The 13081-nt window shown below is 53.7% G+C and carries 9 protein-coding genes and 1 pseudogene; 8 read left to right on the forward strand and 2 right to left on the reverse strand.

The features are described from left to right. Positions 1–102 precede the first annotated feature (102 nt). Both ET464_RS15900 and yidC read left to right on the forward strand, forming a co-directional pair. A complete protein-coding gene (locus tag ET464_RS15900) occupies positions 103–372 on the forward strand; it encodes a hypothetical protein (RefSeq protein ID WP_129442557.1) in 270 nt (89 codons plus the stop codon). Positions 373–408: 36 nt separating this feature from the next. Beyond that, on the forward strand, positions 409–1209 hold the full coding sequence (yidC, locus tag ET464_RS15905) for a membrane protein insertase YidC (protein WP_129442560.1): 801 nt from the start codon (positions 409–411) through the stop codon (positions 1207–1209). A 196-nt stretch (positions 1210–1405) separates the two neighbouring features. Here the strand turns inward: yidC and ET464_RS19885 are convergent, their stop codons facing one another. Beyond that, entirely contained in the window at positions 1406–1606 is a 201-nt protein-coding gene (locus ET464_RS19885; protein WP_165280027.1) for a hypothetical protein, read from the reverse strand. Positions 1607–1774: 168 nt separating this feature from the next. On the opposite strand from ET464_RS19885, the gene ET464_RS15910 reads away from it, so the two are divergent. The 4 genes from ET464_RS15910 (at position 1775) to ET464_RS15925 (ending at position 7123) form a co-directional block, all read left to right on the forward strand. Then, positions 1775–2479: a pirin family protein gene (locus tag ET464_RS15910; RefSeq protein ID WP_129442563.1), complete on the forward strand. Its 705-nt coding sequence runs from the start codon at positions 1775–1777 to the stop codon at positions 2477–2479. A gap of 25 nt (positions 2480–2504) precedes the next feature. After that, positions 2505–2843, forward strand: a complete 339-nt coding sequence (locus ET464_RS15915) for a hypothetical protein (RefSeq protein WP_129442566.1) — start codon at positions 2505–2507, stop codon at positions 2841–2843. 438 nt (positions 2844–3281) lie between these two features. Next, positions 3282–5027 (forward strand): ABC transporter ATP-binding protein, encoded by a 1746-nt coding sequence (locus tag ET464_RS15920; protein ID WP_129442569.1) that lies wholly within the window; start codon positions 3282–3284, stop codon positions 5025–5027. 44 nt (positions 5028–5071) lie between these two features. After that, entirely contained in the window at positions 5072–7123 is a 2052-nt protein-coding gene (locus ET464_RS15925; RefSeq protein ID WP_129442571.1) for an ABC transporter ATP-binding protein, read from the forward strand. 144 nt (positions 7124–7267) lie between these two features. On the opposite strand, the gene ET464_RS15930 is transcribed toward ET464_RS15925, so the two are convergent. Next, entirely contained in the window at positions 7268–9028 is a 1761-nt protein-coding gene (locus ET464_RS15930) for a methyl-accepting chemotaxis protein (RefSeq protein WP_129442573.1), read from the reverse strand. A 242-nt stretch (positions 9029–9270) separates the two neighbouring features. Here ET464_RS15930 and ET464_RS15935 point away from each other — a divergent pair, with 242 nt between their 5' ends. Both ET464_RS15935 and ET464_RS20920 read left to right on the forward strand, forming a co-directional pair. Continuing rightward, positions 9271–9750, forward strand: coding sequence for a MarR family winged helix-turn-helix transcriptional regulator (locus ET464_RS15935; protein WP_244226568.1), 480 nt, complete (start codon positions 9271–9273; stop codon positions 9748–9750). A gap of 11 nt (positions 9751–9761) precedes the next feature. Further along, positions 9762–12967, forward strand: a pseudogene (locus ET464_RS20920) (efflux RND transporter permease subunit). Positions 12968–13081 lie beyond the last annotated feature (114 nt).

Raw genomic sequence — 13081 nt, forward strand, 5'->3', positions numbered from 1 at the left:
GCAAAGGTGAATGGATTCCAGATCCGGTCAAGCCATATACAAAACGCCTTTCATCTCGGTATAATAGATCTATTATGATTCCTTTTTTGGAGGCTGGAGGAGGTGGGCGCGCTGTTTGAGCTTCACGACCTGATCCCGTATTTTTTCTCGATTAGCGTTATTGCTTCATTTGCGTATGCCGCCTTTTTGTTCCGGCAGCATCGGGAAATAAGCGAAATTTGGCATGCGGATGCAAGCCACCGGGTATTGCAGGATGCCCGCCAGGAAGCGGTCAGCGTACGCGAGCCGCTTGGGCGCAAGCTTGTGAGGTCCATTAAGCGCAAAGAGTCGCCGGACGGCGATTCCTCGGATTGTGCCGCTCTCTGTTTATGAAATTTATTTTCATCCAACAGGGAGGAACAGACCTTTATGAATAAACAACAATCAATTTTCAAGAAGCCGAAGCTGTATGCTGCGCTTTCCGCGCTGCTGCTGCTTGCAGGCTGCGGTTCCAAAACCGGCACGATCGACGCGAACACGCCGGGATTTTTTAATCACTATGTCATTTATCCGCTGTCGTATCTCATTCAGCATATCGCTGCCTTTTTCGGCGGCAACTACGGCATTGCCGTCATCATCATAACGCTTATGATTCGCCTCGTTCTGCTGCCGCTTATGCTGCGGCAATACCGCAGCCAGCAGACGATGCGAGACAAGATGAAGGTGATGAAGCCGGAACTGGACAAGCTGAATGAAAAATATAAAGGCAAAACAGACCGTGAATCGGCGCAGAAAAAGCAGCAGGAAATGATGCAGCTGTACGGCCAGCACCAGTTTAATCCGTTATCCATGGGCTGTCTGCCGATGATTATTCAAATTCCGATTTTGTCCGGCTTGTATTATGCCATCAAGCAGACGCCTGAGCTTGCTCAGCATTCCTTCTTATGGTTCCAGCTTGGCCAAAAAGATATGATTTTGCCGTTCCTTGCGGGAGCGATTTATTATGTGCAGTTCCGCGTTTCGCAAATCGGCATGGACTCTGCGCAGCAGAAGCAGATGGCGGTGATGGGGCTGCTTTCTCCCGTCATGATGGCGATCTTTTCCTTTAACGCGCCGGCAGCCGTACCGCTGTATTGGGTCACGGGCGGCACGTTTATGATTTTGCAGACGCTGCTCTCCAAAAAAATTTACGGCGAAAAAACGCCGGAAATTCATACGCAGTCGTCTTAACGAACAAACAGTCCAGCGCCCCTTACGCAAGGGGCGCCTTTGTTGTATGGACGCCGCCCGTACCCGGCCAGCACCATAACCGTATGGAAGAGCGGCTGCCGAATGGGCGTTGCGGCCGGAATGGGCCATGACATGACAATGTCAGCTCAGGATGGTACAATAGACTACATATCTTGTTGGATGATGCTGCTCTTTGTTACACAGGCTTGTTCCGTTCCGGCCGTTCCTCAGGCTTAGGAGCAAGGCGGTTCAACTCCTCGAAAGCGCTTGTTAAGTGCCCGTTAATCGTTTCTTCTTCCGTAAAAAGTCCAAACTTCGGATCGATATCCTTTTCTGTCACTAAGCTTTTTGGCTGGTCTTCCTGTCTTTTTCTCCGGTTGCCGTACGGCTGCGTCACGGTTATTCGCATCCCCTTTATTCGTTTTTTTATCAGATATTTCAGATAAGTACACCTGTCGCGATAGGGCTATAGTATACCCTTTGGAAGAAGTGTCTATTGCATTTTATGACTATATAATAGTAAGTTAATTAACAAACAATTGATATGCAAAAAGGAGGATTCGGCATGATCCAGGTAACCCCGGCAAATGCGCGTTATTTTGTACAAAACAGCTGGCTGCAAAGCTATCCCAGTTTTTCGTTTGGCGAATATTTTGATCCCAATAATACCGGCTTTGGCGTTATGCGCGTCTGTAATGACGATACCATTGCGCCTTCCAAAGGGTTCGGCGCTCATCCGCACAGCGATATGGAAATCGTGACGCTAGTGCTGAGAGGCCAGATTAAACACGAGGACAATCTGGGCAACGTTGCAGTATCTTCGGCAGGGGAACTGCAGCGGATGACAGCGGGAACAGGCATCATTCATGCCGAATACAATCCTTCGGCTGAAGCGGACGGCCGGTTTCTGCAGCTTTGGTTTATGCCGCAGGAGAAAGGGCTGGAGCCCAGCTATGAGACGGTCTCGCCCAGCCGCTCTGCCATGAAAAATGCACTGCTCCCTGTTGTAACGCCCGACGGACGTGAAGGCACCGCCCGCATTCATCAGGATGTGACGATTTACTTAGGCGAGCTGGGCAAAGGGCATAAAAGTTATTTTAAGCAGGAAAGCGGCAGAAGAGTGTTTCTGTTTATGATTGACGGGAGTTTGCGTGCCAATGACAAGACGCTCTCGCCGGGGGATACGGCGCGCATGGAGTTCGAGCCGGATGTGCTGCTTTCGAACCCCGATTCGGAACAAGCTTATTTTATGCTGATTGACCTACCTTGATGGAAAGCTGAGGCGCATTCATACGATGGCGGATACATTCATAATCAAACATGCAGTTGGGGGAAGAGTGTTTCTGGACAGTTCCAAGCAGGAGATTCGCTACAGCCTTGATTATGCAAGCGGCGGCGGGCACTGGCGCCTGGAAGCGGAGACGCCTTTGACGGAAAGTATAAAGGAACTGCTGCGCTGGAGCAGCGAACTGAATGTCTTCTTGTTCCCGGAGACGGCGGAAGGCGCGCCGGTTCGGAAGCTGTGGTTTTATGTAAAAGAACAAGGCGCCGCCTACAACGAAGCGGAGGGTAAGCTGACGCTTCATGGCGATTCGATGATTGAATATGTGCCGTCTGCGTTTGGCTATGTATAAGGTGCCGGCGGTATCATCCGGGTTATTTCTAAAAAAGGAATTGACAGTATTTTCAACCGATGGTAAAGTGACAAATAGATTTTAATTTTCGAAAGGAGGATTACGGATCATGATTGTACTCCATAATGTTGTCAACCCTATGGCGAATGAAGTTGTGGAAATGAAAAAAATAATGAACGTAATCCGTCCAAGCGTCATAACCCATTGATAATCAGGGGTGAGGAATCCCCATTAGCAGCGGGCGCATGGCTACGTTCACCGTAATCATGCGCTCTCTTTTTGCGTTTTATGGCCGTATCGTGTACATACGGCTGTAGAAGTGCCAAGGAAGCGTATCGTTACGGCGATACGCTTCCTTTTTTTGGGACTATGAACGGGAGCCGGAATCGGTTTCGCTGTGGGAGTGGCGGTTTGGATGGAATACGGGAGGTGTCATGCATGTTTTCGGTATTAAAGAAGCTGGACTGGTTTTTTGCAATGAATTGGAAACGATACACGGTAGCGATCGTACTGCTGATTATGGCGGGAGTGCTCGATATTGTTCCGCCTCGGCTGATCGGCTACACGATTGACGGCATCAGCCAAGGCTCGTTAAGCGAGCCGGGATTCTACGGCATTATTACCGGGATGCTGGCGGTAACGGCGGTAGGTTATATTATTTCGTACATTTGGCATTATCAGCTGTTTGGGGGCGCATTCGTGCTGGAGCGTATTCTCCGCAACCGGCTGATGCGGCATTTGCTGAAGATGACGCCAATCTTTTACGAGCGCAACCGGACCGGCGATTTGATGGCGCGGGCCACTAATGATTTGCGTGCGGTGTCGCTGACGGCCGGCTTTGGTATTTTGACGCTGGTCGATTCGAGCGCATTTATGCTTATTATTCTCATTATGATGGCGGGGGTGATCAGCTGGAAGCTGACACTCGTATCGCTAATACCGCTTCCTTTTATCGCGCTTGTAATGGCGAAGCTCGGTAAAAAAATACATGAGCGCTTTATGGAAGCGCAGGATTCGTTTGGCGAATTAAACGACCAGGTGCTGGAGTCAATTGCCGGCGTCCGCGTCATCCGCGCTTTTGTCCAGGAAGAAGCAAGCAAGGAGCAGTTCGGCGCCAAAACGTCGGAGGTGCTCCACAAAAACCTGGAGGTCGCCAAAATCGACTCCATGTTTGAAGCGATTATTAAGGTGCTGGTCGGCACCAGCTATTTGATCGGGATTTGCTTTGGCGCTTATCTCGTCTTCCGCAGCGAAATCACGCTGGGCGAGCTTGTCAGCTTTAACGTGTTCCTCGGGATGCTGATCTGGCCGATGTTCGCCATCGGCGAGCTGATCAACATTATGCAGCGGGGCAACGCTTCGCTGGACCGGGTGAACGAGACGTTAAGCTACAAGCCGGAGGTGCAGGAGACGGAGCATGCCGTTCAAGCGGATACGCCGGATACGATCCAATTCGATCATGTGACGTTCCGCTATCCGTCATCGGCGACGGATAATTTATCGGACATTTCGATTACGCTGCGAAAAGGCCAGACGCTTGGCATTGTTGGACGTACCGGCAGCGGCAAAACTACGCTGCTCAAGCAGCTTCTCCGCGAATATCCGCTGGGCGAAGGACATATTACCGTCTCGGGTGTTCCGCTTGAACAGCTGTCCATCGACAAGCTGCTCAGCTGGATTGGTTATGTGCCGCAGCAGCCGATTTTGTTCTCGAAATCGATTCGCGACAATATTTATTTCGGCATCAAAGGCGAAGGCAGCGAGGAAGATCTGCCGCGGGCGCTTGCCCGGGCTTCGTTTGCCAAAGACATCGCCTATTTGCCTGACGGCCTGGAGACGATGGTCGGCGAGAAGGGCGTAGCGCTCTCCGGCGGGCAAAAGCAGCGGGTCAGCATCGCACGGGCGCTAATTGCGAATCCGGAAATTTTGATGCTGGACGATGCGCTTTCTGCGGTCGACGGCAAGACGGAAGCGGAAATTATTGAAGGCATCCGGACGGAGCGTGCCGGCAAAACGACGCTCATTACGACGCACCGGCTGTCCGCCGTGCAGCATGCCGATCAGATCATCGTGCTGGACGAAGGACGGATTGTAGAACGGGGCACGCATGAACAGCTTCTTCAGCAGGGCGGCTGGTACCGCGAGCAATTCGAGCGGCAGCAGCTGGAATCGGAGCTGGAGTAAGGAATCAAGTGAGGAAACGGCAAGGAATGGAGGGGCTGTAAACGATGAGTTCGAACCGCGTTGCAACCAAAAGCTCAACCGGCAAAAGGTTGTTCCAATATGCAATGATTTATAAAAAACCGATTATACTCGCACTGACGCTGCTGCTGCTGGCGGCAAGCGCAGAGCTGGCGGGACCTTTTATCGCCAAGCGGATGATCGACCGCCATATTCTCGGCGTTGAACAAAAATGGCATGAAGTGGCCGGCAAGCAGGACCATGCGGTAGAGTACCGGAACAAATGGTACAAACGGGAGGATTATTTCAAGGCCGGCGAGACGCTTGGCCCGGAATCCCGGGTGCTGCAGGTCGGCAAAAGCTTTTACTTTCTGAACGGTCCGCTGGCGAGCGAGAAAGGCGAGCGGAAGGTGGAGGACGGCAAGCTGATGGTGGTTGATCCAAATACGGCAGCAACGACGGCCTATCCTGTCGCCAAGCTGTCGAAGGAGGAGCTGTTCCGCTTCTACAAGCCGGAAATACCGGGCATTTTGAAGCTGGGCCTGCTGTATCTCGGACTGCTGTTGCTGGTCGGTTTATTCACTTACGGGCAGCAGCGGCTGCTGCAGTTCTCGGCCAACCGGATCGTGCAGCGGATGAGGCAGGACGTATTCGCCCATACGCAGCGGCTGCCGGTCAAATATTACGACAATCTGGCTGCCGGCCAGGTCGTATCCCGCATTACGAACGATACGGAGACGATCCGCGAGCTGTACGTGCAGGTACTGGCTCAATTCGTAAACGGTATCGTATATATGATCGCGGTCATCAGCGCGCTGTTTATGCTCAATGTGCGGCTGGCGCTGATCGCGCTGCCAATCGTTCCGATCCTGTTCCTATGGGTCATTCTGTACCGCCGCTTTGCGGTTGATTTCAACCGGATATTGCGTTCGAAGCTGAGCGAAATCAATGCGATGATCAACGAGTCGATCCAAGGGATGACGATCATCCAAGCGTTCCGCCGCCAAAAGGAAACGATGCAGGAATTCGACGAAATGAACGATTTCCATTATAAGTATCAGAACAAGCTGCTTAATTTGAACTCGATGACGTCGCATAACCTCGTCAATACGATCCGGAATCTGCTGTTTACGCTGGTTGTATGGCTGTTCTGGGGCGATAATCTCGGCTCAGCGGTTACGGTCGGCCTGCTGTACGCTTTTATCGATTATATGAACCGGATGTTCTCTCCGATTGTTGGGGTTGTCAACCAGCTGTCGACACTGGAGACGGCGCGCGTATCCGCAGAGCGGGTATTTACGCTGATGGATGAAGAAGGAACAGAGGTGGCGACGGGCAAAATCGACCGGTACAAAGGCGAAGTCATCTTCAAGGACGTCACATTTGCATACAAGGAAAAGGAATACGTGCTGAAGCGCGTCTCGTTTGCCGCTTCGCAAGGGGAGACCGTGGCGCTTGTCGGCCATACGGGCTCGGGCAAAAGCTCGATTCTGAACCTGCTGTTCCGCTTTTACGATACGAATGAAGGCACGATTGTCGTGGACGGCAAAGATGTGCGGGATATTCCGAAGCAGCATCTCCGCCAGCATATGGGCATCGTGCTGCAGGACCCGTTCCTGTTCACCGGAACGATTGCTTCGAATGTCAGCCTGGATAACCCGGAAATCAGCCGCGAGCAGGTTATTCAAGCGCTGAAGGACGTAGGGGCTTACGACATGTTTATGCAGCTGCCGGGAGGCATCGACGAGCCGGTTATCGAGAAGGGCAGCACTTTGTCGGCCGGACAGCGCCAGCTCATCTCCTTCGCGCGGGCGCTGGCTTACAATCCGGCGATCCTTATTCTCGACGAAGCGACGGCGAGCATCGACACGGAGACGGAAGCGATTATTCAGCAGGCGCTTGATGTGCTGAAGCGCGGCCGGACGACGTTTGTTATTGCGCACCGGCTGTCGACGATCCGCCAGGCGGATCAAATTCTGGTGCTCGACCACGGTGAAATCGTGGAGCGCGGCAACCATGACGAGCTGCTGGAGCAGCGCGGCAAATATTATGCGATGTACCAGCTGCAGCAAGGCACTATGCTGACGGCGCAGCCGTAAGCGCCAAAGCCGCACGCGTTCCATAAGAATGGCATGCGGCTGACACGATAAACGTTATAACAAAGAGGACCTTTCCGCCGGCTGCGGCGTAAGGTCCTCTTTGTTTATTGTAGTCCAATACGTTGTGCACGCGCTGTGGCGCGGTTATACCTTGAACTGATTAGCTTGCGCATTCAGCTTGTCGGCCGTATCGCGCAGCTGAACGGCGGAGCTGGTCACTTCCTCCATCGAGGCAAGCTGCTCTTCGGCTGCAGCGGCCACACGCTGCGAATGGATCGACGAGGTGGAGGCGATATGCGCCAGCTGATCAAGGGAAGCGGCAATCTGCTGCGTGCCGGCGGACATTTGCTCGGCAGCGGCGGATACTTCCTGCGCCTGCATGTTAACGGAGCGGATCGCTTCCACAATGGAGCGGAACGACTGGCCGGCTTCTTCGGAAATATGCTGACCATCGTTAGCCGCAAGCTTCACTTCCTCCATCGACTGCGTAATGGTATGCAGCTGGCTGCTTGTGCCTTGAAGAATAGTCCGGATCTGATTGGACGATTCTTTCGACCGTTCCGCCAGCTGGCGGATTTCTTCGGCAACAACCGCAAAGCCTTTGCCGTGTTCGCCGGCTCGCGCCGCTTCGATCGAGGCGTTCAGAGCAAGCAGGTTGGTTTGAACGGCCACGTCGTTAATCATGCCGAGAATGCTTTGAATCTGCTCGCCATGGCTTTCAAATTCCTCCAAGGCCGCTACAGAGCTGTTCATTTTGGCAGAGATCGAATTCATTTGCGTGATCGACTGCTGGATGATCGTACCGCCGTCTTCAGCAAGGCGGGCGGCATCCGAGGTCAGCTCGGCTACGTTGGATGACGATTCGGCAATCCGCATAATGCCGACGTTCATCTCATTCATGGACCGCTGGCACTCCTCGGTGCTTTGCAGCTGCGTATCGCTGCCGGCTGCAACTTCTTGGATCGCTCCCGCAACTTCTTCTGTGGCGCGGGCCGTCTGGTCCGAGCTTTCCTGCAGCGCAAGCGCAGCTTCGGCTACTTGCGACGTGGCTGTCCGCACGCTGCTGGTCAGCTCCCGCAGGCTGGCAATCATGGCGTTAAACGCCTGTGACACTTTGCCGATTTCGTTATGGCTTTTAACCGCAACGCTTTGCGTCAAATCGCCTTGCGCCGCCAGTGCGGAAGCTTCCGCCAGCCGGTTGAGCGGCCGCAGCGCGGCGCGCAGCAAAACAACGACAATCAGCACAGAGATAAGGGAAAAGACAACGGCGATGCCGACGTTAGTCCATACCATCCGGCTTAAATCGTGCTGCATGTTGCCGTAGTTGAAATCAACGCCAAACAACGCGATAATGTCGCCCTGCGGGCCAAGAAGCGGGGCCAGATAGGTTACCCACGTCCCTTGATCGTCCGTGTAAGCTGCACTTAGAACACCGCCTTTTTTCAGCTTAACCGCCGCTTCATAGGCCGCTTTAAAAGCGGAGTTGAGCGGATACATCGTTCCGGTGTTAATGCCGGCGTCGCGCAGCTTTTTGTTGCCGCTGATGAACGCCAGCTGATCGGTTCCGTCCTGTGTGACGGCTTGCGGCATGAACAGGTATGTATTCGTAATCCAGCCGTCGCTGTCCACGGCGTCGAGCGAACTTCTAAGCGAATCAAATGAGCTGTCCTCGCTGCCCAATCCTTCTTTGATCCGGTATGTCGCAACGGAAAGCGATGCCTGGTCGGCCTCAATCTGCTGGCTTAAAATAAGTCCGGCACGTTCCATTTCATGCAAATAATTCGTCTTTTGGCTGCTGTATGAAATCCATTCAAGCACGGATACGACAACAATCAGAAGCACGGCAAGCATTATAGAGCCGGTGACAACAAGGCTTCTGCTTCTCAGCTTGTGTAATAACATCATGGTTCCCCTTCCAGTTATAAGGCTGGTTGTCTGATCTAGGTGAAATTCTTCACTAATCGTATCAAGAAGGTATTAGCTGAGTACAAAACAATTGTTAGAAATTTGTTATACCTCATTTTGGGCAGTTGACTGGCAATTTTTGTTTTGATATAGTTCTACTATCGAACTGTTTGATAATAGAACTATATGCACGAGCCTCTGAGGCAGTTAACGGCCTGCAGATGCAGGAAGGGGAACTATACATGAACGAATCCATTGACAAACAACTGCTGCATGAGCTGATTGACCGGTACGCCAATGCATTGTTCAAGGTAAACCGCCGGATTAATGCGATGACCAAGGAGCTGCTGCCTGAAGGGCTGACGGTGGACCAGTTCTCGACGCTGGGTTATTTGCGGGATCGGCATAACGTGACCTCGTCGGAGCTGGCGGACATCTTTTGCGTGGGAAAAAGCTCCATTACCGCGATTGTGAACCGGCTTGTCGACAAGGAGCTTATTCGCCGGATTCCCGATGACAAAGACCGCCGATTCATTTATTTGAAGCTGAGCGAGAAAGGGCAGGCGGTCTTTGATGAAATGAACGGCAAGCTGGTTGAAATTATGGCCGTTATTATCGGGCATATCGACAGGCAGGAGGCGCTTGGCTTCATCGAAACGTTTGAGATGCTGGGCCGGCTGATGGAAGGGGACGGAGAGTCTCTGCAATGTTCTAAAGGATAGGAGCTAAAGAGATGAGGACGATACTAAAGTTCAAGTGGGTTATTGCAGCGGTTTGGATGGTTGCGGCAGCCGGACTTATGCTGAGCGCTCCGAATATGGCGGATCTGGTCCGGGATAAGGGGCAAATATCGGTTCCGTCCGGCGAGACGTCGGTGAAAGCGGCCGAGTTAGCGAAAGCAATCGGCAGCGGGGACAGCGGCGGAGAAGCTACGCTTCTTGTGTTCCATAAGGAGGGCGGGTTATCGGACAGCGAGCTGGCGGAAGCCAAGGCCGGTGTCGATAAGCTGAAGCAGGACGCCGGCAAGCTGGGGATTACGGCGGTCACCACTCATTTTGACACGGAAGCGCTCAAAAGCCAGATGGTATCGAAGGACGGCTCGACGGTTATGGTTCTGCTGACGGTAAATGTGGAAGGGAGAGAAGCGGCGAAGGTTATTCAGGACCTGTACGCGGAGCTGGACGGGAACAGCGTAGAGCATTATTATACCGGCAGCTGGGTCATCAGCGAAGATGTGCTCAAAAGCTCGCAGGACGGTTTGAAAAAAACCGAACTGATTACGGTAGCGTTTATTCTCGTTATCTTGTTTATCGTGTTCCGCTCGGCGGTAGCTCCTTTTGTGCCGCTGCTTGCGGTCGGATTCAGCTATTTGATTTCGCAGTCTGTCGTTGCGTTTCTCGTAGACTGGTTTAACTTCCCGTTATCTACGTTTACGCAAATTTTTCTGGTTGCCGTTCTGTTCGGCATCGGGACGGATTACTGCATATTGCTGATCAGCAGGTACAAGGAGGAATTGGCGCATCTGGGCGACCGGACGGAAGCGATTATTAGCTCGTACCGGTCGGCGGGGCGGACAGTGCTCGTATCGGGGCTAGCCGTATTCGTAGGCTTTTTGTCCATCGGGCTGTCGGATTTTGTGCTGTTCCGCTCGGCGGTAGCGGTAGCCGTCGGCGTGGCCATTCTGCTGGCAGCATTGTTTACGCTGGTTCCTTTCTTTTTGTCGGTGTTTGGCAAAGCGTTGTTCTGGCCGTCCAAAGGCAGTCTGGAGCATAAGCCAAGCAGGCTGTGGGGGCAATGGGCAGCTTCTCGCTGCGCAAGCCGGTTTGGGCGCTGCTTATTTTGGCCGTCGTTACGGTACCGTTTCTTGCGGCGTATAAAGGCACAACCTCGTTTAATTCGCTGGATGAGATCGGCGATAAATATAATTCGGTGAAAGCCTTCGACTTGACGGCGGACAGTTTCGGTCCGGGGGAGACGCTGCCGACGTCGGTAGTCATTCAGTCCGGCGAACCGCTTGATTCTAAGGAAGGCATGGCGGCGGTGGAGCAAATCAGCCGCGAGCTGATGAAGGTAGACGGCGTTAAGGCCGTCCGCAGCGCTACGCGCCCGACGGGCGAAGTGACGGATGATTTTCTGGTGGCCGATCAGGCTGATCGGCTGAAAAACGGCCTGGACCAAAGCGGAGACGGGCTTGGCCAGATCGGCAGCGGTTTGTCCGAAGCGAACAAACAGCTGGCGGACAGCGCGCCGAAGCTGAATGAAGCGGCGGCCGGCGCAGCGAAGCTGGCCGACGGCACCTATGATTTGAAAAACGGCTTAAGCCGGCTTGGCGATGGGCTGAAGCAGATTGAAGCTGGGCTTCAGGACGGTTCGGACGGCGCGGAGAAACTGAGCGCGGGCCTGAAGCAAGCGCAGCAAACGGCGGAGCAGCTTGCGGCGGCCAGCCGGGATTTGCTGGCCGGCTACAAGCAAGTAGGCGGCAGCTTAAGCCAGCTTACCGCCGCCTACGGCAAAGCGGCAAGCGAGCAGGCGCAGCTTGCCGAAGGGCTGTCAGGGCTGCAGCAGAGCATCGGCAGCCTGCGGGACTCTTACCCGGGTCTTGCAGATGACCCGGCTTACCGGCAGGCGCTCAGCAGCGCTGCCGAGCTGCAGCAGAATGCCGCCGCCATCAGCGGCGAGCTGTCAACGCTGAATGGACAGCTGTCCGGCCTTGGCGGCAGCCTGAGCCAAGCGAATGACGGCTTCGCGCAGGCGCTCGCCGGACAGCAGGCGCTTGCCGGAGCTATCGGCAAGCTGGCGGACGGCCTTGCGGACTTGCAGCAGGGCATCCGGCAAGCGGCCGCGGGCCAAGGGCAAATCATCTCGAAGCTGCCCGGCGTTACAGGGGGCATCGACCAGCTGGCGGAAGGGCAAAAGCAGCTGCAGCAGGGCTTCAGCGATTTGAACAGCCAGCTGGGCGAGCTGACGGACGGCTTAGGCCAAAGCGTTACGGGCATTACGCAAGTAAGCGACGGGCTGAAGTCGGCCGAAGGTTATTTGGACGGATTGACGGCTTCGCCGGATAAACAGCTGACCGGCTGGTATTTGCCGGAGGAGGCGGTGTCGAACGACCAATTCCAGACCGCGCTGAACGCTTATATGTCGCCGGACCGCAAGACAACAAAGTTTGATGTAATTTTTGAAGGCAATCCGTATGAAAAAGAAACGATGAACCAGATTGATGATCTGGAGGCGGCCGTTTCCCGCGCCGTCAAAGGTACGGATTTCAGCGGCGTCACCTTTGCTGTCGGCGGGGTTACAAGCACCAATAATGATTTGAGCCATATTTCAAGCGCCGACTATTCGCGTACCGTTGTGCTTATGCTGGCCGGCATCGGGCTGATTTTGATGATTTTGTTCCGCTCTATCGTTATTCCGGTATACCTGATTGCATCGCTGCTTGTCACCTACTACACGTCGATGGCGATTACAGAGCTTATATTTGTAAAGCTATTGGGCCATACGGGCATTTCGTGGGCGGTTCCGTTCTTTGGCTTCGTCATGCTGGTAGCGCTGGGCATCGACTATAGCATCTTCTTGATGGACCGGTTCAAGGAATACCGGTACCAGCTGCCGCCGGAGGAAGCCATCCAAGAGTCGATGAAGCACATGGGCACCGTTATTATGTCAGCAGCTGTTATATTAGGAGGAACGTTCGCGGCAATGCTGCCTTCGGGCGTCATGTCGCTGCTGCAGATTGCATCGGTCGTGCTGGCCGGGCTGTTCCTTTATGCGCTCATCATTTTGCCGCTGTTTATCCCGATGATGGTTCGCATGTTCGGGGAAGCGAACTGGTGGCCGTTAATGAACGGCAAGCCGGGCAAACGGAGCCTCCGCGGCAGCGGATCTTCGCATGGCAGCGAAACGGCTGTGGCCGTTTCCGGCGAATCCAGGCCGTAATGGCCGATGTACAGCCGCATTTTCCTTTCGGGGGAGGCGGCTGTACTTTTTTTGGCAGATGGCATTTACATTTCTAGAAAAATAGATATACTAATGCCATGGACACTTTAATGA

The organism is Paenibacillus protaetiae (genome assembly GCF_004135365.1).
GTDB lineage: Bacteria > Bacillota > Bacilli > Paenibacillales > Paenibacillaceae > Paenibacillus_AP > Paenibacillus_AP protaetiae.

Coding starts and splice junctions, on each gene's coding strand:
- yidC (WP_129442560.1), top strand. CDS start 409: ATGAATAAACAACAATCAATTTTCAAGAAGCCGAAGCTGTATGCTGCG.
- ET464_RS15910 (WP_129442563.1), top strand. CDS start 1,775: ATGATCCAGGTAACCCCGGCAAATGCGCGTTATTTTGTACAAAACAGC.
- ET464_RS15915 (WP_129442566.1), top strand. CDS start 2,505: ATGGCGGATACATTCATAATCAAACATGCAGTTGGGGGAAGAGTGTTT.
- ET464_RS15920 (WP_129442569.1), top strand. CDS start 3,282: ATGTTTTCGGTATTAAAGAAGCTGGACTGGTTTTTTGCAATGAATTGG.
- ET464_RS15925 (WP_129442571.1), top strand. CDS start 5,072: ATGAGTTCGAACCGCGTTGCAACCAAAAGCTCAACCGGCAAAAGGTTG.
- ET464_RS15930 (WP_129442573.1), bottom strand. CDS start 9,028: ATGATGTTATTACACAAGCTGAGAAGCAGAAGCCTTGTTGTCACCGGC.
- ET464_RS15935 (WP_244226568.1), top strand. CDS start 9,271: ATGAACGAATCCATTGACAAACAACTGCTGCATGAGCTGATTGACCGG.